22 protein-coding genes are annotated in these 21906 nt (G+C 70.1%); 8 read left to right on the top strand and 14 right to left on the bottom strand.

Annotated features, from left to right (window positions below; all coding sequences use genetic code 11):
• Positions 1 to 91 precede the first annotated feature (91 nt).
• Both ACWFR1_RS33095 and ACWFR1_RS33090 read right to left on the bottom strand, forming a co-directional pair.
• Positions 92 to 313: a hypothetical protein gene (locus tag ACWFR1_RS33095; protein WP_453557796.1), complete on the bottom strand. Its 222-nt coding sequence runs from the start codon at positions 311 to 313 to the stop codon at positions 92 to 94.
• Positions 314 to 394: 81 nt separating this feature from the next.
• On the bottom strand, positions 395 to 676 hold the full coding sequence (locus tag ACWFR1_RS33090) for a hypothetical protein (RefSeq protein ID WP_453557794.1): 282 nt from the start codon (positions 674 to 676) through the stop codon (positions 395 to 397).
• 68 nt (positions 677 to 744) lie between these two features.
• On the opposite strand from ACWFR1_RS33090, the gene ACWFR1_RS33085 reads away from it, so the two are divergent.
• Positions 745 to 1926: a pyridoxal phosphate-dependent aminotransferase gene (locus ACWFR1_RS33085; RefSeq protein ID WP_453557792.1), complete on the top strand. Its 1182-nt coding sequence runs from the start codon at positions 745 to 747 to the stop codon at positions 1924 to 1926.
• Positions 1927 to 1999: 73 nt separating this feature from the next.
• Here the strand turns inward: ACWFR1_RS33085 and ACWFR1_RS33080 are convergent, their stop codons facing one another.
• The 3 genes from ACWFR1_RS33080 to ACWFR1_RS33070 all read right to left on the bottom strand — a co-directional run bounded on the left by ACWFR1_RS33080 (position 2000) and on the right by ACWFR1_RS33070 (position 3722).
• A complete protein-coding gene (locus tag ACWFR1_RS33080; RefSeq protein WP_453557790.1) occupies positions 2000 to 2350 on the bottom strand; it encodes a hypothetical protein in 351 nt (116 codons plus the stop codon).
• Positions 2347 to 2832: a prevent-host-death family protein gene (locus ACWFR1_RS33075; protein WP_266935814.1), complete on the bottom strand. Its 486-nt coding sequence runs from the start codon at positions 2830 to 2832 to the stop codon at positions 2347 to 2349. Before ACWFR1_RS33075 ends, ACWFR1_RS33080 begins: the two co-directional genes overlap by 4 nt.
• 356 nt (positions 2833 to 3188) lie before the next feature.
• A complete protein-coding gene (locus ACWFR1_RS33070; RefSeq protein WP_453557788.1) occupies positions 3189 to 3722 on the bottom strand; it encodes a YbjN domain-containing protein in 534 nt (177 codons plus the stop codon).
• A 152-nt stretch (positions 3723 to 3874) separates the two neighbouring features.
• Here ACWFR1_RS33070 and ACWFR1_RS33065 point away from each other — a divergent pair, with 152 nt between their 5' ends.
• Positions 3875 to 4294, top strand: a complete 420-nt coding sequence (locus ACWFR1_RS33065; RefSeq protein ID WP_453557786.1) for a hypothetical protein — start codon at positions 3875 to 3877, stop codon at positions 4292 to 4294.
• A 9-nt stretch (positions 4295 to 4303) separates the two neighbouring features.
• Here the strand turns inward: ACWFR1_RS33065 and clpB are convergent, their stop codons facing one another.
• A complete protein-coding gene (gene clpB / locus ACWFR1_RS33060; RefSeq protein ID WP_453557784.1) occupies positions 4304 to 6895 on the bottom strand; it encodes an ATP-dependent chaperone ClpB in 2592 nt (863 codons plus the stop codon).
• A gap of 143 nt (positions 6896 to 7038) precedes the next feature.
• Between clpB and ACWFR1_RS33055 the strand changes: the two genes are divergently transcribed.
• Positions 7039 to 7443 (top strand): pyridoxamine 5'-phosphate oxidase family protein, encoded by a 405-nt coding sequence (locus ACWFR1_RS33055; protein WP_125747102.1) that lies wholly within the window; start codon positions 7039 to 7041, stop codon positions 7441 to 7443.
• A gap of 134 nt (positions 7444 to 7577) precedes the next feature.
• Here ACWFR1_RS33055 and ACWFR1_RS33050 read toward each other — a convergent pair whose 3' ends face one another.
• Complete coding sequence (locus ACWFR1_RS33050) at positions 7578 to 7898, bottom strand: Rieske (2Fe-2S) protein (protein ID WP_024755935.1); 321 nt, start codon at positions 7896 to 7898, stop codon at positions 7578 to 7580.
• Between the two features lie 321 nt (positions 7899 to 8219).
• Between ACWFR1_RS33050 and ACWFR1_RS33045 the strand changes: the two genes are divergently transcribed.
• On the top strand, positions 8220 to 9224 hold the full coding sequence (locus ACWFR1_RS33045; RefSeq protein ID WP_453557781.1) for a helix-turn-helix transcriptional regulator: 1005 nt from the start codon (positions 8220 to 8222) through the stop codon (positions 9222 to 9224).
• A gap of 5 nt (positions 9225 to 9229) precedes the next feature.
• The gene (locus tag ACWFR1_RS33040; RefSeq protein ID WP_453557779.1) at positions 9230 to 9703 is read left to right on the top strand and encodes a hypothetical protein; all 474 of its coding nucleotides are present in this window, start codon (positions 9230 to 9232) and stop codon (positions 9701 to 9703) included.
• Between the two features lie 104 nt (positions 9704 to 9807).
• On the opposite strand, the gene ACWFR1_RS33035 is transcribed toward ACWFR1_RS33040, so the two are convergent.
• From ACWFR1_RS33035 to dnaK, 4 genes are read right to left on the bottom strand one after another with little or no spacing between them, the layout of a single operon-like run.
• Positions 9808 to 10251: a heat shock protein transcriptional repressor HspR gene (locus ACWFR1_RS33035; RefSeq protein WP_015034631.1), complete on the bottom strand. Its 444-nt coding sequence runs from the start codon at positions 10249 to 10251 to the stop codon at positions 9808 to 9810.
• Between the two features lie 4 nt (positions 10252 to 10255).
• Entirely contained in the window at positions 10256 to 11440 is a 1185-nt protein-coding gene (gene dnaJ, locus ACWFR1_RS33030; RefSeq protein WP_453557776.1) for a molecular chaperone DnaJ, read from the bottom strand.
• A gap of 30 nt (positions 11441 to 11470) precedes the next feature.
• Positions 11471 to 12124 carry a nucleotide exchange factor GrpE gene (gene grpE, locus ACWFR1_RS33025; RefSeq protein WP_453557774.1) on the bottom strand — a complete coding sequence of 218 codons (654 nt, stop codon included), beginning with the start codon at positions 12122 to 12124 and terminating at the stop codon, positions 11471 to 11473.
• Entirely contained in the window at positions 12121 to 13962 is a 1842-nt protein-coding gene (dnaK, locus tag ACWFR1_RS33020) for a molecular chaperone DnaK (RefSeq protein WP_453557772.1), read from the bottom strand. Before dnaK ends, grpE begins: the two co-directional genes overlap by 4 nt.
• Before the next feature lie 268 nt (positions 13963 to 14230).
• Between dnaK and ACWFR1_RS33015 the strand changes: the two genes are divergently transcribed.
• From ACWFR1_RS33015 to ACWFR1_RS33005, 3 genes are all read left to right on the top strand, one after another.
• On the top strand, positions 14231 to 14719 hold the full coding sequence (locus ACWFR1_RS33015; RefSeq protein ID WP_453557770.1) for a sugar transferase: 489 nt from the start codon (positions 14231 to 14233) through the stop codon (positions 14717 to 14719).
• A 132-nt stretch (positions 14720 to 14851) separates the two neighbouring features.
• The gene (locus tag ACWFR1_RS33010) at positions 14852 to 17113 is read left to right on the top strand and encodes a heterodisulfide reductase-related iron-sulfur binding cluster (RefSeq protein ID WP_453557768.1); all 2262 of its coding nucleotides are present in this window, start codon (positions 14852 to 14854) and stop codon (positions 17111 to 17113) included.
• A gap of 188 nt (positions 17114 to 17301) precedes the next feature.
• The gene (locus tag ACWFR1_RS33005) at positions 17302 to 18231 is read left to right on the top strand and encodes a Yip1 family protein (protein ID WP_453557766.1); all 930 of its coding nucleotides are present in this window, start codon (positions 17302 to 17304) and stop codon (positions 18229 to 18231) included.
• Positions 18232 to 18363: 132 nt separating this feature from the next.
• Here ACWFR1_RS33005 and ACWFR1_RS33000 read toward each other — a convergent pair whose 3' ends face one another.
• The 3 genes from ACWFR1_RS33000 to ACWFR1_RS32990 form a co-directional block, all read right to left on the bottom strand.
• On the bottom strand, positions 18364 to 19095 hold the full coding sequence (locus ACWFR1_RS33000) for a response regulator (RefSeq protein WP_453557764.1): 732 nt from the start codon (positions 19093 to 19095) through the stop codon (positions 18364 to 18366).
• Positions 19092 to 20327, bottom strand: coding sequence for a sensor histidine kinase (locus ACWFR1_RS32995; protein WP_453557762.1), 1236 nt, complete (start codon positions 20325 to 20327; stop codon positions 19092 to 19094). Before ACWFR1_RS32995 ends, ACWFR1_RS33000 begins: the two co-directional genes overlap by 4 nt.
• A gap of 160 nt (positions 20328 to 20487) precedes the next feature.
• Positions 20488 to 21609 (bottom strand): M23 family metallopeptidase, encoded by a 1122-nt coding sequence (locus tag ACWFR1_RS32990; RefSeq protein ID WP_453557760.1) that lies wholly within the window; start codon positions 21607 to 21609, stop codon positions 20488 to 20490.
• Positions 21610 to 21906 lie beyond the last annotated feature (297 nt).

Raw genomic sequence — 21906 nt, 5'->3', positions numbered from 1 at the left:
ACGTCCACACACCCCGCAAGACGGGCACTGCCACGTCCCGGAACAAGAAGTCGACCACTCCTCGCCCACGCCGCACAGGTTAAAGATCAAGCTAGCTGCCGCCGCAGCCGCCACCCCCGCAGCTGGAGCCGGAGCTGCAGGAGCTTCCGCTTCCTCCGCAGCCCCCGCCCCCGCTGCCGCTTCCCCCGCCGTCGGCCCAGCTGCGGCCGGTCCGCCGCCCCCGGCGCCGCCCGGCCGTACCGGTGGCGCGGCGGACCGTGGAGATCAGGCCGATGAGGACGACGGCCCCGACGAAGACGATGAAGAGTTCCATGTGTACTACCCCCGTTCTTCTGTGCGAGGGAGATGCCCCCTGCGGCCCTCCCCCAAAGGCGACTTGAGCGATTCCAGAGCTTCAGCTGCAGGAGGACGAGGAGCTGGAGCAGGAGGAGGACGACGAGCAGGACGAGCTCGAACAGGACGAGCTGGTGGTGGAGCAGGACGAGTCCGACGACGACGTCGAACACGAGGACGAGGACGAGGAGGACGACGAATCGGCCCACCAGCTGCCGGCGGCGGCGGTCGTGCCGCCCGCCCCGCCGCCGGAACGCACCGTGCCGCGCATCGACAGCGCGACGACCCACACCACGATCGCGATCACGAGCGCGATCCCGAGGATGAAGAATGCGATGTTCATGCCAGGGCGATCCCCGCGGGGCGTCCCCGTCAAAGCGCACTTGAGCAAGTCCAGAGCTTCCCCCCAGGATGGCGGTCATGACACGACCGCTGCTCAACCGAAGGCTCGCCGAGTTCGGGACGACGATCTTCGCCGAGATGTCCGCGCTCGCCGCCCGAACGGGGTCGATCAACCTCGGCCAGGGTTTCCCCGACACCGACGGCCCCGAGGAGATCCGCGAGGCCGCGGTCCGCGCGCTGCGGGACGGCCGCGGCAACCAGTACCCGCCCGGCCCCGGCGTCCCCGAGCTGCGGCAGGCCGTCGCCGACCACCAGCGGCAGTGGTACGGCCTGGAGTACGACCCCGACACGGAGGTGCTGGTCACCGCCGGCGCCACCGAGGCCATCGCGGCGGCCCTGCTCGCCCTCGTGGAACCGGGCGACGAGGTGATCGCCCTGGAGCCGTACTACGACTCGTACGCGGCCTGCGTCGCCATGGCCGGCGGCACCCGCGTCCCCGTCACGCTCCGCCCGCACGACGGCGCCTACGTCCTCGACCTGGACGAACTGCGGGCCGCCGTCACCGACCGCACGCGACTCATCCTCCTCAACACCCCGCACAACCCCACCGGCACCGTCCTCACCCGGGCCGAGCTGACCGCGATCGCCGAGCTGGCGATCGAGCGGGACCTGCTCGTCGTCACCGACGAGGTGTACGAGCACCTGGTCTTCGACGGGGCCGGACACATCCCGCTCGCGAGCCTCCCCGGCATGCGGGACCGCACGGTCACCATCGGCTCGTCCGGCAAGACGTTCTCGTTCACCGGCTGGAAGGTCGGCTGGATCACCGCGAGCCCCGAGCTGACCTCCGCCGTCCGCTCGGCCAAGCAGTTCCTCACGTACGTCTCCTCCGGCCCCTTCCAGTACGCGATCGCCGAGGCGCTCCGCCTCCCGGCCGCGTACTTCGACGGGCTCCGCGCCGACCTGCGGGCCAAGCGGGACCTGCTGAGCGAGGGCCTGGCACAGGCGGGCTTCGAGGTCTACCGCCCGGCCGGCACCTACTTCGTCACCACGGACATCCGGCCGCTCGGCACGGACGACGGCTTCGCCTTCTGCCGCGCCCTGCCCGAGCGCGCGGGCGTCGTCGCCATCCCGAACGCCGTCTTCTACGACCACCGCGAGGCGGGCGCACCCTTCGTCCGCTTCGCGTTCTGCAAGCGGACGGTTGTATTGCAGGAGGCGGTTGAGCGCCTCGGTCGACTGGCCCGCTGAGAGCGGGCCGGATGGACGTGCGGGCGTGGGGCAGGCCTTTCCAGCCGGCCCCGTGCCGCACGGGAGAGACGAGCTATTCAGTGTCCTTCGGGTGCCGAGTAGATGCGTAGACCAGAACGACGGTCGATGTCTCAGGGCTGACCAGGTAGCGCACGCGGCCGCCGCTTGTGACCTCGAACTCGCACTGGTCCAGAAGCGATCCCTTCCACTCCTTCGTGGCGAGTCTTCCACGGAGCTGATGCTGCCGGTTCCAGCTGTCACGCGACAACGGATCAGTGCGCAGCGCCTCAAGGCAGCGGTGGGCACTGGGCAGCGCCACGCGGCACAACTCCTCCCACCCCGTCACCGCATCGGTTGTCCCGAAGACGACGTTCCATCCGCTCAGCGGCGGAACGCTGACACGATCGCCCTTCTTCGGGCTCACCCGCCCACCTCGACCGGACCCAGGTCCTCCCCGTCGAGCGGGCGCAGCGCTTCCTTGAGCTGCTCCGGATCGGCGTTGATCCGAGCCGTCGCCCTCCAGGAGACGAGCGCCCGGTGCACAGCCTCCCTGGCACCCAGTTCTGCCGCATCGGAAAGTGCTTCCAGGAGTTCCACCGTGAAAGCGCGCATCTCCTCGCCGTCCAGGTGCCGCACCCACGGAAAGACTTCCGGCAATGCCAGCAGGAGTGAGCGGGCTCCGTCGTCGTGCTTCATGAGCGCGAGGAAGAGGCGGGATGCCGTCGTGAGGTTCTCCTCGGTGCGCTCCGCGTGCACGGCAGTCGTCAGCACCATGTCGGGCGCGTCCCGATGGGTGACGCGCAGAGCACCAAGGGCTGCAGCCCGGGCGGCCACAGCCTTCGGGTTTCTCGACAGGTCAGTGAACGACACCGACTCGGGCTCGGCTCCCAGGTAAGCAAGGCTCATACTCAGACTGTACTCAGATTGTGTTCTGAGTGCCAGAGTCTTCCTTGATGCCCCGTGCTCACGCCTTGCCCTTCTGCAAGAAGACCGAGGTCCTGGAGGAGGCCGTCTCCCGCCTCAAGCGCCTCGCCTGAGCCGAGCCCGGCGGCTTCCCACGGCCGTCACGGCAGTCGAGCAGGTGGGTGAGGAGCTTCGTCCACGAGACGAGCTGCGGGGTTCGACCGGAGCCCGGGTCGGCTCGGTCTCGGCCGGCGTGCCCCGGAAGTTCTCCGGCACACGAGAGCCCGGCCCCCTCGGAAGGGGAGGCCGGGCTCTCGTGAGAGTGCGCGTGGGCGCGAGGTGGGGCGGGGAGGGAGGGCTCAGGCCTCCTCTTCGCCCGTCTTCTCCTCGGGGGTCGCCAGACCGAACTGCTCCACGACCCACTTGTCGAACTCGATGGAGGCGCGGACCCAGCTGACCGTGGAGGACACGAAGTGCTCCAGGGCGACGCCGGTGCCGATCAGCATCTGGGCCTCACCGATGAGACGGAGGGTGGCGGAGCCGTCCTCCTCCTCGTGGAGGTGGGTGTAGACCTTCGGCCACAGGGTGCGGCGGTTCCAGTCGTCGATCGCGTCGAGGACCCTGGCGCGGTCGTCGGCGGAGTGCGGGCGGTCGTAGAACGTCCGCACCGAGAAGACCTGCTGCTCGTCCTCGCCGCGGAACATGAAGTACGTGCGGAACTCCTCCCACGGCGCCGCGAGGTCACCCTCGTCGTCGACGACGTACTTCAGCTCCATCTGCTCGAGGAGCTGCTTGACGAGGTCCTGGTCGGGGACGACGGGGCCCGCCGGTCCTGCGGCCTGAGGCTGGGGCTGGCCCCCGAAATTCGGAATCGAGGACGGGTCGATGCTCACCGTGTATTTCCCTTCGTACGGATGCTCGCCATCCTCCCCCATGCCGGGCGGTACGTGGCAAGTCCCACCTCCCGCGATCCGCTGCGGGCTGACAAGATCTGGTGCTCATGGGGGAGGAAACAGGGACGAAGACGGGGAGGAAAGCGCAACCGGTGCGGCCGCGACCGTGGACCTGGGTCTGGGTGTCCGCGGTGGTGACGCTGTTCTGCGGCGGGCCGCTGGCCCTGCTGGTCTGGGGCGCGATGGCCTGGGACGACATCGGAAGACCCGAGCCGGTCGACTGCGCCGAAGCGATGACCTTCGCCCGGGGGGCACTGCCGGCCGACGCCACGGAGGCCCGGTGCACCGCGGCCCACTGGCAGGACACGACGGTGGAGGCGGAGTTCCGGATGCCGCGCGACCGGGTGAAGGCCTGGGTGGCCGGAACCTATCCGACCGGCGAGCCCTCGTACGCCTGCGAGCAGGACCTGTGCGTGGACGTGTCGTACGGCGACGCGCTGTACGTGCACCTGCGGGTCGCGTACGAGGACGGGGTCACCGCCCTCGTACGCGTGGAGGCCTTCGACATCTGACGTGGGCGGCTACCGCGCCGCGCCCACGATCAGGCCGTCCTCGACACGGTCCACCCTCACCGTGTCGCCGTCCACGACCTCGCCCGCGAGGATCTCCTTCGCGAGCCGGTCGCCGATCGCCGTCTGGATCAGGCGGCGCAGCGGCCTCGCTCCGTACGCGGGGTCGTTGCCCTCCTCGGCGAGCCAGTCCAGGGCCTCCGGGGTGACCTCCAGGGTGAGCCGCCGGTCGGCGAGCCGCTTGGCGAGGCGGTCGATCTGGAGCCGGGCGATCCGGCCCAGCTCGGCCCGGTCGAGCGCCGAGAAGACCACCAGGTCGTCGAGGCGGTTGAGGAACTCCGGCTTGAAGCTCGCCCTGACGACGTCCAGGACCTGCTGCTTCTTCACGTCCTCCGAGGTCAGCGGGTCGACCAGGTACTGACTGCCGAGGTTCGACGTCAGGACCAGGATGGTGTTGCGGAAGTCCACCGTCCGGCCCTGTCCGTCGGTGAGGCGCCCGTCGTCGAGGACCTGGAGCAGGACGTCGAAGACCTCCGGGTGCGCCTTCTCCACCTCGTCGAGCAGGACCACGCTGTACGGGCGGCGGCGGACCGCCTCCGTGAGCTGGCCGCCCTCCTCGTAACCGACGTAGCCGGGAGGCGCGCCGACCAGACGGGCGACGGAGTGCTTCTCGCCGTACTCCGACATGTCGATGCGGATCATGGCCCGCTCGTCGTCGAAGAGGAAGTCGGCGAGGGCCTTCGCCAGCTCGGTCTTGCCGACGCCGGTCGGGCCGAGGAAGAGGAAGGAGCCGGTGGGGCGGTCGGGGTCGGCGATCCCGGCGCGCGTGCGGCGCACGGCGTCGGAGACGGCCTGCACGGCCTCGGACTGGCCGATCAGCCGCCGGCCGAGCTCGTCCTCCATGCGGAGCAGCTTCTGCGTCTCGCCCTCCAGGAGGCGGCCGGCGGGGATGCCGGTCCAGGCGCCGACGACGTCCGCGATGTCGTCGGGGCCGACCTCCTCCTTGACCATGGTGTCCTTGCTGGACTCCTGCTGGGCCTCGGCCTCGCTCGCCTCCGCCAGCTCCCGCTCCAGGGCCGGGATCTCCCCGTACAGCAGCTTGGAGGCGGTGTCGAAGTCGCCGTCGCGCTGCGCGCGCTCGGCCCGGCCGCGGGTCTCGTCGAGGCGTTCCTTCAGCTCGCCGACGCGGTTGAGGGACTGCTTCTCCTTCTCCCAGCGGGCGGTGAGGCCGCGCAGCTCCTCCTCGCGGTCGGCGAGGTCGCGCCGCAGCTTCTCCAGGCGCTGCCTGCTCGCCGGGTCCGTCTCGTTCTTCAGCGCCAGCTCCTCCATGCGGAGCCGGTCCACGGACCGCTGGAGCTCGTCGATCTCGACGGGCGAGGAGTCGATCTCCATCCGGAGCCGGGAAGCGGCCTCGTCGACGAGGTCGATCGCCTTGTCGGGGAGGAAGCGCGAGGTGATGTACCGGTCGGAGAGGGTCGCGGCGGCGACCAGGGCGGAGTCGTTGATCTGCACCTTGTGGTGCGCCTCGTACCGGCCCTTGAGGCCGCGGAGGATCGCGATGGTGTCCTCGACCGTCGGCTCGGCGACCAGGACCTGCTGGAAGCGGCGCTCCAGGGCGGGGTCCTTCTCGATCCGCTCGCGGTACTCGTCGAGGGTGGTCGCGCCGACCATGCGGAGCTCGCCGCGGGCCAGCATGGGCTTGAGCATGTTGCCCGCGTCCATGGCGGAGTCGCCGCCGGCGCCCGCGCCGACGACCGTGTGCAGCTCGTCGATGAAGGTGATGATCTGGCCGTCGCTCGCCTTGATCTCGGAGAGGACGGTCTTCAGCCGCTCCTCGAACTCGCCGCGGTACTTGGCTCCCGCCACCATCGCGCCGAGGTCGAGCGAGACGAGCTGCTTGTTCTTCAGCGACTCGGGTACGTCGCCCTTCACGATCCGCTGGGCGAGGCCCTCGACGACGGCGGTCTTGCCGACGCCGGGCTCACCGATGAGGACGGGATTGTTCTTCGTGCGGCGGGACAGCACCTGCACCACGCGCCGGATCTCGTGGTCCCGGCCGATGACCGGGTCCAGCTTGCCCTCGCGCGCGGCGGCCGTGAAGTCCGTACCGAACTTCTCCAGCGCCTTGTACTGCCCTTCCGGGTCGGGTGTGGTCACCCGGCGTCCTCCCCTGCTCTTCTCGAAGGCGTCGAGCAGCTTCGATGCGCTCGCGCCCTGCCGGTCGAGGATCTCACCGGCCTGGCCGCCCTTGGCGGCGATCCCGATGAGCAGGTGCTCGGTGGAGAGGAAGTCGTCGCCGAGCTCCTTGGCCCGCCGGTCGGCGTCGGCGATGACCGCGAGGAACTCGCGGTTGGGCTGCGGGGGCGCGACCGTGGATCCCGTGGTGCTCGGCTGGGCGGCGATCAGCCGCTCCGCGCCGGCGCGCACGACCGCCTGGTCGGCCTCGACGGCGGCGAGCAGATCGGTGATGTTCTCGTTGTCCTGACCCGCCAAGAGGGCCAGGAGCAGATGTGCGGGGATGAGATCCGGGTTCCCCTCGGACACGGCGCGGCTCGTGGCCGCGTTGATCGCGTCCCGGCTCCGGTTGGTCAGTTCGACGTCCACGTGCGGTGTTCCTCCTCTTGTGCGGGGTCGTACGGGCCTGGTGTACGACTACACGACTTCTCTGACCCTTCCAACGTACACAAAGTTGAGTCCATTCCGCTCAAGGTTTCGGTGGGAGTTCTCCCCCGGGTAGTTTCCGGGGCATGGCCACAGACCCGAGGAACCCTTCCGACTCGTACCTCAGCTTCTGGCGCGAGTACCACATGTGCACCCTGACGACCCCGCGCGCGGACGGCACCCCGCACGTGGTGGCGGTCGGCGTCACGTACGACCCCGAGGGCGGGTACGCGCGGGTGATCACCAACAAGAACAGCCGGAAGGTCGCGAACGTCCTGGCGGCGGGCGCGGACGGCGCGCGGGTGGCGGTCTGCCAGGTCGACAAGGGGCGCTGGGCCACCCTGGAGGGCGTCGGGCGCGTCCGCACGGAGGCAGAGGTCGTCGCGGACGCCGTCGCCCGCTACGCCGAGCGGTACGGCCGCACGCCGGCCCCGAACCCGGACCGGGTCGTCATCGAGATCGCCCTCACCCGGGCGATGGGCCGCGCCTGATCCCGGCGCCGCTCGTCCCGGCGCGCCTGGCCCCCGATACGGAAAAGCACAGCGGCGCCATCGCGATTCAGGTTCGCGATGGCGCCGCTGTGTGGGGGAAGTACCTGAGCGATCTACAACGACGGGGGAATCGCTCAGGCACTGCGGGGGGTGGCGGTGATGGTCTCGGGCTCGATCAGCTGGTGGTCACGCTGGTCGAGATTGACGAAGATCATGCCGTACCGGATGGCACAGCGGATCGGCTGCGGCGCGCCGCGAGGACGGCGGAGACAGCGGTAAGCACGGACGTCCTCGTCCTGCTCTCGTGCCACGACGATCGGTTCTCCGAAGAGGGTGACCTTCAGCGCGTCGCCACGGTGGGGGATTGCCGTGGCGAGGTCGACGAAGTGCCAGCCGGATCGATAGGCCGAGGCCATCTCCCGACGGAACCGGCGATCGTCAGGCGGAACGCTCACTCGCCCGCACCCTTGGGTGCGACTTCCCAAGAGGGCTCCTCGGGACTGGCGAGAAGGACGTGCGCCGGGGAGCTCTCCCATGAGGGCTCGCTCGGCCCTGCCTCCACGGAGTGCGCCGGGTTACTCTCCCACGAGGGCTCGCCGTTCTCTGCGAGCACACCGAGAGCAGCCGCAACAACGGCTATGGCGCTAAGTGCACGAACCATCCTGGTCATGGCCGATCTCCACCTCTTTTGATCACTACCTCCCCCCCGCGCTAAGACGATGGCTCACGGGCACCCCTTTCCACCAGCCAACCCGGGCATCATGTTCCTGTAATTCATGACCCTGAGGGGGGTGCAAATGATGCTCGAAGGTGATGAATCGCCCCATAAGCACAGTCACGGTGAACTATGCGACGTGGGTAAAGAGCTGTACGCGAACGCCCTCCGCCTGGGTCGAATCGCCCGTTCCGAGGCCGAGGCCGCCCCGTGCCTGACGGAACTGTCCCTTCTTCACCCGGACCCGGACGACAGCCAGTGGCTGCGCGCGGTGCCGCCCTCCATAGCCCTCAACCAGCTCATCCACCCGATAGAGCAGGAGATACAGTCGCGCCGCCAGCACGCCATCGCGCTGGCCGACGCGTTCGAGCCGTTCCTCGCCATCCACGCGCAGGACCCGTCGGCGACCCAGGCCATCACGGTCCTCGAAGGCCTCAGCGTCATCAACGCGACACTCGACCGCGTCATCAACGAGTGCACGGTCGAGCTCCTCACCATCCAGCCCGGCAGCGGCCGGCGCCCCGAGACGCTGGAAGCGGCCCTGCGCCGCATGGCACCGCTCCTCGACCGCGGTGTCCGGATGCGCACGCTCTACCAGCACACCGCCCGGCACCATCCCGCCACCCTGGCGTACGTGGAGCGGGTCGCCCCCTACGGGCTCGAACTCCGCACCCTCGAAGAGATCATCGACCGGCTGATCATCGTCGACCGCAAGGTCGCCTTCGTCCCGGCCCGCAGCGACCGCCAGGTCGCCCTCGAACTCCGCCACGAGGGCCTCGTCCAGTACCTCGTCGGCGTCTTCGACCAGTTCTGGCTGCACGGCGTGCCGTGGGAGGAGGAGATCCCCTACAGCCCGTCCGTGGACGGCATCGGCGGTGTCCAGCGGTCCATCGCCAAGCTCCTCGTCGAAGGGCACGTCGACGAGGCCATCGCCCGGCGCCTCGGCATGAACGTCCGCACCTGCCGCGCCCACATCGCCAAGCTCGCCGCCGCCCTCGGCAGCGGCAGCCGGGCGCAGCTCGGCTATCTCATCGCCCAGTCCGGCATTCTCGAACGGGACAACTGACCAGCGTGTACGTACAGATCGGCCTCGACGGACCCGCGGGGACGCTCCGGGTCTCCGGCCACGGGCTGCCGACCGTGGAGCTCGTACGGGCCCCGGGGACCCGCCCCGACACCCACACCCCCATCGGGACCCGCAAGCCCGCCCTGCTCGCGCTGACCGTGGACGGGGAGCCCGCCCGCATCAAGCCCGCGCGGGGGCGGCTGCTGCGCTCCTCGTACCGCGTCGACGCCCGGGTCGACGGCGTCCGCTACCGGCTCGTGCCCTGCTCGTACGTGGAGAGCCGGCTCACCCGGAACGGGCGGCGGCTCGGCACCCTGGAGTCCCTCGGGGACGGCCGGGTGGACGCCGACTGGGACCCGGCGGCCGAGCCCACCCCCCGCGACCACGCCCTCGGCACCGCCCTCGCCGCCGCCTTCGGCACCGGGGCGGCCCCGTGGTGGGAGACCGTCGGCGACATCGTGGGCGAGCTGATCCCCTGACGCCATGACGCTCTGACGTCCTGACGCCCTGGCGCGCGTACGGATGAGGCCCCCTCCACCGTCGTGGAATGGTCCTCATCCGTATACGTACGTGCCGTGCGGAGCTATTCGCCGCGCTTCGGACGCCAGACCACCAGCGCGCTCGCCTGCTGCACGTCCTGGTACGGCACCAGGTCGCGGCGGTACGAGGCGTGCACCTGGGCCTCGCGCTGCCGCATAGCCGCCGCCGCGCCGTCGACCGCGGCCGACAGCTCGGCGATCCGGCTCTGCAGCGCCGCGACCTGGTTCTCCAGCTCGATGATGCGCTTGATGCCGGCGAGGTTGATGCCCTCGTCCTGCGACAGCTGCTGCACCTGACGGAGCAGCTCGATGTCACGGGCCGAGTAGCGCCGCCCGCGGCCCGCCGTACGGTCCGGGGAGACCAGACCGAGACGGTCGTACTGCCGCAGGGTCTGCGGGTGCAGACCGGACAGCTGGGCCGCCACCGAGATGACGTACACCGGCGACTCGTCGGTCAGTTCGTACGGATTGCGTCGGCGCCCGTCCACGGGGTCACGCTCCCTTCGCGGCCTGGAACAGCTCCGCCCGGGGGTCCTCGGAGGCGGTCGCCTCGCGGAAGGTCTCCAGGGCCTCACGTGCCTTGTCGTCCAGCTCCTTCGGCACCGCGACCTCCACCGTGACGAGCAGGTCGCCGCGGGTGCCGTCCTTGCGGACCGCGCCCTTGCCGCGGGCGCGCATGGTCCGGCCGTTCGGCGTGCCCGCGGGCAGCTTGAGCGTCACCGCGGGGCCGCCGAGCGTCGGGACCTTGATCTCGCCGCCGAGCGCCGCCTCCGTGAAGGAGACCGGCACCGTGACGGTGAGGTTGTCGTCCTTGCGGCCGAAGACCGCGTGCTCGTCGACGTGCACGACGACGTACAGGTCGCCGTGCTGGCCGCCGCGCTCGCCCGGGGCGCCCTTGCCGCGCAGCCGGATCCGCTGCCCGTCGGTGACGCCCGCCGGGATGCGGACCTGCATGGTGCGGGAGGACTTGGCCCGCCCGCTGCCCTTGCAGACCTCGCAGGGGTTCTCGGCGATGAGGCCGCGGCCCTTGCAGTCGACGCACGGGTCGGTGAGCGAGAAGCCGCCGCCGCTGCCGCGCGAGACCTGTCCGGTGCCGACACAGGTCGGGCACACCCGGGGCGTGCCGTTCTTGTCGCCGGTGCCCGAACAGGCCGTGCACGGCTGCTGGCTGGACATCCGCAGCGGTACGGTCGCGCCCTCGACGGCCTCGATGAAGCTGAGCGTCACCTCGGACTCGATGTCCTGGCCGCGGCGCGGCTGGGTGCGCGCACCCGGGCCGGCCCCGCGGTTGAACAGGCCGCCGAAGACGTCCCCGATGCCGCCGCCGCCACCGAAGCCACCGGCTCCGCCGGGGCCGCCCTGGGCGCCTCCGAAGAGGTCGCCCAGGTCGAAGTTGAACGAGCCGCCGCCGGGGCCGCCGGGAGACCGGAAGCCGCCGTTGCCGAAGAGGGCGCGGGCCTCGTCGTACTCCTTGCGCTTCTTGGGGTCACCGAGGATGTCGTTGGCCTCGGAGATCTCCTTGAAGCGCGACTCGGCGCTCGCGTCACCCTTGTTGGCGTCCGGATGGTTCTCGCGGGCGAGCTTCCGGTACGCCTTCTTGATCTCGGCCTCGGTGGCGTCCTTGGGGACGCCGAGAACCTTGTAGTAGTCCTTCTCGACGAAGTCCTTCGTGCTCATCGACGTCCCTCCTTCCGGACGATCGTTGCGTCACCCCTCTTCGGGGGCACCGCTCTCCTCGTCGGCCTTCTCTTCCTTGGTGCCGGGCGTGGCGCCCGGCTGGGGCTCGGCCACCGCGACCCTGGCGGGCCTGATGGTCCGCTCGCCGATCCGGTACCCGGGCTGCAGGATCGCCACGCAGGTCGTCTCGGTGACGTCCGGCGCGTACGAGTGCATCAGGGCCTCGTGGATCGTCGGGTCGAAGGGCTCGCCCTCCTTGCCGAACTGCTGCAGACCCATCTTGGCGACGACGGTCTCCAGCGATTCGGCCACCGACTTGAACCCGCCCGTGAGCTCGCCGTGGTCCCGGGCCCTGCCGACGTCGTCGAGGACGGGCAGGAGCTCGGACAGGAGCGTCGCGACGGCGATCTCCTTGACCGTGACCCGGTCCCGCTCCACGCGGCGGCGGTAGTTCTGGTATTCGGCCTGGAGCCGCTGGAGGTCCGCGGTGCGCTCGTCGAGCGCGGAACGGACCTGGTCCAGCTGGGCGGTGAGGCCCGCGGTACCGGCCGACTTCTGGCTGCTTGCGTCCCCGGCCGGGGCCGCCTTCTCCTCCGTGGAGGAGTCGGCGGCCTCGGCGGCGTCGTCAGGGGTGGCGCCGGAGGGGACGTCGGACTCCTCGAAGCCCGGGGTCTCCTCGGTCACGCCTGACCACCCTTCTTGGGCTCGTCGTCGATGATCTCGGCGTCGACGACGTCGTCGTCCTGCGCCTGGGCCTGACCGGCGTCGCCGCCGGCGGCCTGGGCGCCCTGGGCGTCGGCGTACAGCGCCTGGCCGAGCTTCTGCGAGACGGCCGCGACCTTCTCGGTGGCGGTGCGGATCTCGGCGGTGTCCTCGCCCTTGAGCTTCTCCTTCAGCTCGACGAGTGCGGCCTCGACCTCGGCCTTGACGTCACCGGGGACCTTGTCCTCGTTGTCCTTGAGGAACTTCTCCGTCTGGTAGACGAGCTGCTCGCCCTGGTTGCGGGACTCGGCGGCCTCGCGGCGACGGTGGTCCTCGTCCGCGTACTGCTCGGCCTCCTGACGCATCCGGTCGACCTCGTCCTTCGGCAGCGAGGAGCCGCCGGTGACGGTCATCTTCTGCTCCTTGCCCGTGCCGAGGTCCTTCGCGGTCACGTGCATGATGCCGTTGGCGTCGATGTCGAAGGCGACCTCGATCTGCGGGACACCACGCGGGGCCGGCGGCAGACCCGTCAGCTCGAACATGCCGAGCTTCTTGTTGTACGCCGCGATCTCGCGCTCGCCCTGGTAGACCTGGATCTGCACGGACGGCTGGTTGTCCTCGGCCGTCGTGAAGATCTCGGACCGCTTGGTCGGGATCGTGGTGTTGCGCTCGATGAGCTTGGTCATGATCCCTCCCTTGGTCTCGATGCCGAGGGACAGCGGGGTCACGTCGAGGAGCAGGACGTCCTTGACCTCACCCTTGAGGACACCGGCCTGGAGCGCGGCGCCGATGGCGACGACCTCGTCCGGGTTGACGCCCTTGTTGGCGTCCTGACCACCGGTGAGCTCCTTGACGAGCTCGGCGACGGCCGGCATGCGGGTGGAGCCACCGACGAGAACGACGTGGTCGATCTCGCGGAGCTCGATGCCCGCGTCCTTGATGACGTTGTGGAACGGCACCTTGCAGCGGTCGAGCAGGTCGGAGGTGAGCTGCTGGAACTGGGCGCGCGTGAGCTTCTCGTCCAGGTGCAGCGGGCCCTCGGCGGAGGCCGTGATGTAGGGCAGGTTGATCGAGGTCTCCGTGGAGGAGGACAGCTCGATCTTCGCCTTCTCGGCGGCCTCGCGCAGACGCTGGAGCGCCATCTTGTCCTTGGCCAGGTCCACGCCGTGGCCGTTCTGGAACTGCGTCACGAGGTAGTCGACGACGCGCTGGTCCCAGTCGTCACCACCGAGGTGGTTGTCACCGTTGGTGGCCTTCACCTCGACGACGCCGTCGCCGATCTCCAGGAGGGACACGTCGAAGGTGCCGCCACCGAGGTCGAAGACGAGGATCGTCTGGTCGTCCTTGTCGAGGCCGTACGCGAGGGCCGCGGCGGTCGGCTCGTTGACGATGCGCAGGACGTTGAGGCCCGCGATCTCACCGGCCTCCTTGGTGGCCTGGCGCTCGGAGTCGTTGAAGTACGCCGGGACGGTGATGACCGCGTCGACGACCTTCTCGCCCAGGTACGCCTCGGCGTCACGCTTGAGCTTCTGCAGGATGAAGGCGCTCATCTGCTGCGGGTTGAAGTTCTTGCCGTCGATCTCGATCTTCCAGTCGGTGCCCATGTGGCGCTTGACCGACCGGATGGTCCTGTCGACGTTGGTGACGGCCTGACGCTTGGCCACCTCGCCGACGAGCACCTCGCCGTTCTTCGCGAAGGCGACGACGGACGGCGTGGTCCGGGCACCCTCGGCGTTGGTGATGACGGTGGGCTCGCCGCCTTCCAGAACGCTGACGACCGAGTTAGTCGTGCCCAGGTCGATGCCGACCGCACGTGCCATGTCAATTCCTCCAGCAGACGTACTTGAGTGGATCTGACTCAAGGATGCACGAGACTCCGCGGCGCGTCAACAGACCTGAGTCCTGTCGACTCAACTCTTCGCCCGCCCGGCCACTCAAATAGCGCCCGGAAGGGGGCTCCGAGCGCGTCGATACCGCTCCGGAGAGGGGCGCGCATGAGAGAGTCCGGATGCTCCTTGCCGGGCAAAAGCAGGCATATCCCACGAATATCCCATGATTCTCATCGGCTCACTCGGAAGGGTGTGGGGAATGGCGGCCAAGCGCGCCTTCGACGTCCTGGGCGGGCTCGCCCTCCTGGCCGTGCTCTCCCCGGTCCTCGCCGCCGTCGCCCTCTCGGTCGCGCTCGGCGGTACGACGCCCGGCCGCGGCGTGCTGCGGCGCCGGACGGTGGCGGGTCTGGGCGGCCGGACCTTCACGATGCTGACCTTCAGGACGAGGAGCCCGCTGGCCGCGCTCCCCCTGCTCGTCCACGTCGTCGCGGGTCAGATGTCGCTGGTCGGACCGTGCCCGCTGACCCCCTCCCACCGCGAGTGCGCGGGCGAGGGCCGCCGCCGGCTCTCCGTACGCCCCGGACTCACCGGGCCGTGGCAGATCAGCGGACGCTCCGAGCTGCCGTGGGAGGAGCGCGAGCTGCTCGACCTCCACTATGTGGACCACCACTGGCTGGGAATGGACCTGAACATCCTGGCGCGTACGCTTCCAGCAGTGCGCAGACGTCGCGCGGCAAGGTTTGCCTGAGCGATACAGATCACCGTGAGTGCCGCTACAGCGCGGGGCCGTGACCCGGTAATCTCAGCACGGACTCAATAAGTTACCGCTTAGTAGGCTCGCGAGTCAGCAGGCACGCGAGGCCCGCCCGAGGAGCCCCTCATGCAACTCGCCGCGATCGTCGTGTCGATCGTCATCACGGTGGTGGCCGTCGCGCTGTTCGGCCGTGCCACCGTGCAGATCTACCGCTTCGTGCGGCTCGGTCAGCCGGTCCCCGCGGGCACGCGCACCGGCGACCCCACGCAGCGCACCATCACGCTGGCCAAGGAATTCCTCGGCCACACCCGGATGAACCGCTGGGGCATCGTCGGCGTCGCGCACTGGTTCGTCGCCATCGGCTTCTTCGCACTGCTCCTGACGATCGTCAACGCCTTCGGCCAGCTGTTCCAGGCCGACTGGCTGATCCCGATCATCGGCGACTGGCTGCCATACGAGATCTTCACCGAGTTCCTCGGCCTGATGACGGTCCTCGGCATCGTGACCCTCATCGTGATCCGGCAGCTGAGCAAGCCGACCAGGGCGGGCCGCAAGTCCCGCTTCGCGGGCTCCAAGACGGGCCAGGCCTACTTCGTCGAGGCCGTCATCCTGATCGTCGGCGCCTGCATCATGACGCTGCGCGCCCTCGAAGGCGTCCAGCACCACGTGACCAGCTGGGAGCCGGGCTTCTTCGCCTCGTACCCGCTGATCGCGCTGCTCGACGGCCTGAGCCTGAGCACGATCCAGTACCTCACCTACGCCGTCGCCGCGCTCAAGATCGTCACGTCCTTCACCTGGATGATCACGGTCTCGCTCAACACCAACATGGGTGTCGCCTGGCACCGCTTCCTCGGCTTCCCGAACATCTGGTTCAAGCGGAACTCCGACGGGTCCACCGCCCTCGGCGCGCTCCAGCCGATGACGACCGCCGGCAAGGAGATCGACTGGGAGGACCCGGCCGAGGACGCCGTCTTCGGTGTCTCCCAGGTCGAGCAGTTCTCCTGGAAGGGCATCCTCGACTTCTCCACCTGCACCGAGTGCGGCCGCTGCCAGTCGCAGTGCCCCGCCTGGAACACCGGCAAGCCGCTCTCCCCCAAGCTCCTCATCATGTCGCTGCGCGACCACGCGCACGCCAAGGCCCCCTACCTCCTCGCCGGCGGCGGCAAGGACATGGAGGGCAACGAGAAGGCGACCCCGGAGCAGCTCAAGGACGTCCCCGCCTCCGCGATCGCCGAGGCCGAGCGCCCCCTCATCGGCACCGCCGAGGAGAACGGCGTCATCGACCCCGACGTCCTGTGGTCCTGCACCACCTGCGGCGCCTGCGTCGAGCAGTGCCCGGTCGACATCGAGCACATCGACCACATCGTCGACATGCGCCGCTACCAGGTGATGATCGAGTCCGCGTTCCCGTCCGAGGCGGGCACGATGCTCAAGAACCTGGAGAAGAAGGGCAACCCCTGGGGCCTCGCCAAGAAGGCCCGCGTCGAGTGGACCAAGGAGGTCGACTTCGAGGTCCCGATCGTGGGCAAGGACGTCGAGGACCTCTCGGAGTACGACTACCTCTACTGGGTCGGCTGCGCCGGCGCCCTGGAGGACCGGGCCAAGAAGACCACCAAGGCCTTCGCCGAGCTCCTCAACATCGCGGGCGTCAAGTTCGCGATCATGGGCGGCGACGAGAAGTGCACCGGTGACTCCCCCCGCCGCCTCGGCAACGAGCCGCTGTTCCAGCAGCTCGCCCAGGAGAACGTCGCGATGCTGAACATGGCGTTCGGCGAGGACGACGAGGACCCGGAGACGAAGAAGCCTAAGTCGGCGAAGCGGATCGTCTCCACCTGCCCGCACTGCTTCAACACCATCGCCAACGAGTACCCGCAGCTCGGTGGCGACTACGAGGTCATCCACCACACCCAGCTGCTCCAGCACCTCATCGACGAGGGCAAGCTGGTCCCGGTGACCCCGGTCGACGGCCTCATCACCTACCACGACCCCTGCTACCTGGGCCGTCACAACAAGGTCTACACGCCGCCGCGCGAGATCATGTCCGCCGTCCCCGGCCTGCGCCAGCAGGAGATGCACCGCCACAAGGAGCGCGGCTTCTGCTGCGGCGCCGGCGGTGCCCGGATGTGGATGGAGGAGCGCATCGGCAAGCGCATCAACACCGAGCGCGTCGACGAGGCCCTGTCCCTCAACCCGGACATCGTCTCCACCGCCTGCCCCTTCTGCCTCGTCATGCTGACGGACTCCGTCAACGGCAAGAAGAACGAGGGCAAGGCCAAGGAGAACCTCCAGGTCGTGGACGTGGCCCAGCTGCTCCTCGACTCGGTGAAGGCCCCGGCGGAACCGGAGCCGGAGCCCGCGCCGGAGCCCGAGCCGGAGCCGGCTCAGTAGCCACGCACGTACGAGAAGGACGGCCGTCCCGCGAAAGCGCGGGGCGGCCGTTCCCGTTCCGCGAACCCCAGGGGATCCCTCAGAGGGTTCCGCGAACCCCCAGGGGATCCCTTAGGGGATGTCACAGCTCAGCGGCAAGGACCGGCCGGGCGCGCGCCTCCACAGCCCGAGCGGGTACGTTCAAGGGCGTGGCTGGATTCAGGAACGGACGCGGCCGGGACAACCGCCCCCCGCAGCATCAGCAGCAGCAACCGCAGCAGGCGCCCTACGGGTACAACGCGGCCCCGCCGCCGTACCCGCAGCAGCAGTGGCCCCCGCAGAGCGGACAGTACGGCGGTCAGCAGGGCAGCGGTCAGTACGGCGGCCGGCAGTACGGTCAGCAGGGCGCCCCCCAGGGGCAGCCGCAGCAGCCCTACGGGGAGCCGGAGTACTTCGGCGAGCCGTACGGGCAGCAGCCGCAGTCGCAGCAGCCGCACCCCGGCACGGCGAACAACCCGGGCCACACGCAGATGTTCAGCGTCGACGACCCGTACGGCGACGGCGGCGGCTACCAGGCCGCGCCCCCCGTCCCCACGGGCCCCCGCCTCCCCTGGAAGGCCCTCCTGAGCGGCATCGTGCTGCGCCCGGCGGACACCTTCCTCCGGATGCGCGACCACGCCGTCTGGGGCCCGGCACTGATCGTCACCTTCCTCTACGGGCTGCTCGCGATCTTCGGCTTCGACGCGGCGCGCGACGAGGCGATCAACGCCACCCTGTCGACGGCGATCCCGTACGTCCTGATGACCGCCCTCGGCTTCGTCGTCGGCGGACTGATCCTCGGCGCGGTCACGCACACGCTCGCCCGCCAGCTCGGCGGCGACGGCACCTGGCAGCCGACCGTGGGCCTGTCCATGCTGATCATGTCGATCACGGACACGCCACGGCTCGTCTTCGCGCTCTTCCTCGGCGGCGAGAACGGCTTCGTCCAGGTCGTCGGCTGGCTGACCTGGCTCGCCCTCGGCGCCCTGCTCACCATGATGGTGAGCCGCTCGCACGACCTGCCCTGGCCGAAGGCCCTGGGCGCTTCGGCGATCCAGCTCGTCGCGCTCCTGAGCCTGACCAAGCTGGGCATGCTGTAGCGGCGGCGTCCGTACGCGAAGGGACGAGGCCCCTCACCGCACGGCGGTGGGGGGCTTCTCCGTACGTCCGCACGGCGGTGGGGGGCTTCTCCGTACGTCCGCACGCGGTGGGGGGCTTCTCCGTACGTCCGCTCAGCGGCTGCGGCCGCTGATCCGCCACCAGTCCCTGCGGTCCGACGGCTCCCGTGGGTCCCGTGGATCCGGCGTCCCGTCTGACCAGAACTCCAGCAGGTCGCCCGGCGCGAGCCCGAGGGCTCGCTCGATCTCGCCGGGGGTGAGGCCGCGCAGCGAGTCCGACAGCGACCTGGTCAGGTCGAACCAGTAGCCGCGCAGCGTCGACTCGCTCACGAACAGCTCGCGAGCGACCTGGGCGTAGCTGAGGCCACGGGCGCGACCGTGGAGGATCTGGCGCTGGCGCTCGCTCAGCAGGGTGATGCAGTCGCGCCGGACGAGCACTTCGAGGATGCCGACGACCTGTTGCGGTACGACGGTGCCGCCGGCGGCGACGTCGAGGAAGAGGCCCTCGGCCCGTTCTCGCGGCAGGGCCTTCGAGACGACGCCGCTCGCGCCGGCCGCGACACAGGCCGCGAGGACGAACCGGCGTTCCTCCTGGCTGTAGACGCAGACGCGGTAGCCGCGGCGGGTCAGCGTACGGACGGCGGCGATGCCCTGACGGACGTCGGGCTGCTGTTCCAGATTGGCCAGGTGCAGATCGAGCAGGACGACGTCCACCACCGGACCGCGGCTCACCAGCTCCTCCACGGTCGCGACCGCGGCGACGACGTCGAGACCGGGCATGAGCAGGCCGATCGACTCGCGGATCAGCGGGGCGTCGTCGACGACCGCCACCGCGGGTCTGCTCACGGCGCGTCCGCGAAGGCGGCCCGTACGGTCGGATGCCCCGGCCCGGCCGCCGGACCCGGGCGCGAGCGGATCGTGACGGTCGTCCCCTCGCCCACGGCGGACACGATCCCGACGTCGACACCCCGTCTGCGCAGCTCACCGACGACCACCTCGCGCAGCCCGACCCCGGCGGTCACCGACGCCGGATCGAAGCCGACGCCGTCGTCGTGCACGGTCAGCGTCCAGCTCCCGTCCCCCGCCCCGTCGAGGTGGACGACGACCTCGTGCGCGCGGGCGTGCACGCGGACGTTGAGGAGCAGGCTCCCGAGCGCGCGCTCCAGAGCCTCGGCCTGCGCGGCGGGGATCCGCAGGCCGGTGCCGAGATCGAGCGAGGCGACGACGTTCAGGTCGGCGAACCGGTCGCACACCCGCTTGACCACCGGGACGAGCCCGGCCGAGGGCCCTTCGCCGTCGGAGGCCTGCGCGTCCCTGCCCCGCAGATAGGAGCGCATCCGGCGCAGCTCCACCTCGGCCTGGCCGACGAGCCGGGCCCGCGAGACGCCGTCGCCCTGCTCGGTCAGCAGGCGCATGACGGCGACGCCGTTGTGCATCATCACCCGCGCCCGCCGCTCCTCCTCGCGCCGCGCCAGCTCGGCGGCACGCGCGCGTGAGGCGTCGGCGTCGCGCGCGATGCGGCGGGTGTATCCGAAGAACATCCGGGCGACCAACGCGTACACGACATACGTGAGGACGTTGCCGACGGCCGTCGAGGTCATCTCGCTGCCGACGTCGCCGCCGAGGTAGACCACGTAACAGACGGAGACGGCGAGCAGACTGCCCGCCCAGACGCCGACGACGCGCACACCGCCGGCGGTGATGATGACAGACAGCGCGTATCCCGGCTGGAACGCCGTCCAGGTGCCGAAGCGGTCCCAGGGCGCGAGCACCACGGGGCCCAGGACGAGCAGGGCGCAGGCCAGCCCGAAGTCGAGCACGGACACGACCGTGCCCGGCGGCCGGCGGCGTACGAGCGTCACGGCGCTCACCGCGAGGGCCGCGAGGGCGGCGGCGCCCCAGCAGGCGAGGTAGCCGGCCTCGTGCGGCGACCTCGCCGCCCCGAGCTGCACCGCGGGAACCATCTGCGCGACGGTCCCGAGCCGGACCCCCGCGGTGAAGTACGAGAAGGCCCGCTCGACGCCGGCCCTCGTCGTGGGCAGCTCCGCGACCCGCCACAGCCCACTACGGCTCCTCATCGTCCTCCTCGGCTCCGGGACAGCCTTCTGGCACGCAACGATGAAGATAGTTGAGCGGCATGCCCAAGGGCAGGGCCTCGTAAAGAGACCCTGCCCCAACGGAGTTCGACGAGCGGTTGGACGAGCAGTTGGACGAGCGGTTGGACGAGGAGACGCGTCGTCAGACGAGCTTGGCGAGCGCCGCCCAGGTGTAGTCCCCGGGGGCGCCGTCGATCGGGCCGCCGTAGCCGCCGAGCACCGCCATGCGCTGGAGACCCTTGTACGTGTTCGTCCCAGGGGCGCCGTCGATCGGGCCGGTGTACTGGAAGCCGGTGAACAGAGTCTGCAGGCCCTTCCACGAGTTGACGCCGAGGGCGCCGTCGGCCGGGCCGGTGTACCCGCCGAGCTTGGCGATCCGCTGCATCGCCGCGTACGTGTTCGTCCCCGGGACGCCGTCGACCACACCGCCGTAGCCGAAGCGCTTGCAGATGGTCTGCACGCCCATCCAGGAGTAGGTGCCCATCGCACCGTCGATCGGGCCGCCGTAGCCGCCCTTCGCGGCCATCCGCTGGAGACCCTTGTACGTGTTCGTGCCGGGCAGACCGTCGACCGGGCCGGTGTAGAGATAGCCCGTGACGACCTGCTGCACGCCCTTCCAGGTGTTGGTCCCCGGCACGCCGTCCAGGGCCCCGGTGTAGCCGCCGGCGCCGGCGATCTTCTGCAGCGTCAGCCCCTCTCCCCCGGAGGAGGGCGGAGGCGTGCCGCCTCCGACGACGGAGAGCGGGTTGACCCGGACGCCGCTCGCGTTGATGACGTGCCAGTGCAGGTGCGGCCCGGTCGAGTTGCCGGAGCCGTCGGCCCCCGCCGCCCCTCCGGAGCGCCCGACGACCGTCCCGGCGGCGACGGAGGCGCCGTTGGCGAGCAGGAACTGCGACAGGTGCATGTACTGGCTGCGGTAGCCCTCGGCGTGGTGGATGGTGACGGTGTGGCCGCCGGTGCCGTTGTAGGGGATGTTCTCGATCGTTCCGGCGCCGCAGGCCGGGAGCGAGGTCCCCACGGCCATGCCGAAGTCGACGCCGTTGTGGTACGGCGGGTCCCACGGCCCTGTGATGGCGTACGCGCCGAACGGGTTGTAGAGCGCGGGGACGGCGTACGCACTGGTGGGCAGCACGAGCCCGCCGGCGGCCAGCGCGCCGCCGCCCACCACCGCGCCACGCAGCAGCGTGCGGCGGCTGACGCCCGCCGGGACGTGAGGGTCGTCGTGGCCGTCGCCACAACGGTGCCGTGCCTCGTTCTCGGTCAACGCTTCTCCCTGGGCTGTCTCGACGTACGGGGATTTCGAGCGGGGATGCCAAGCGGGTCTTCGAGCAGGGTCTTCGAGCAGGGTCTTCGAGCAGGGTCTTCGAGCGGGGTCTTCGAGCGGGATGTTCCGGAAGATCACGAGCTCGCTCATCCCATCGGCCAGGACCGCCGCCGACAACCCAACGAATCCGCGGAACCGGAGCCTCAACTCCGCGCATTCGTTGGGTTGTCGGCGTACGAGCCGTGCGGTGGTCTTGACCGGTCCGTGGTTCGTCCGGCGGTGCAGGCATTCCAGGAG

This window comes from Streptomyces sp. NPDC055103 (assembly GCF_053607625.1).
The sequence above is the reverse complement of the archived record's forward strand: the minus strand, read 5'-3'. Positions and strand labels throughout refer to the sequence as shown.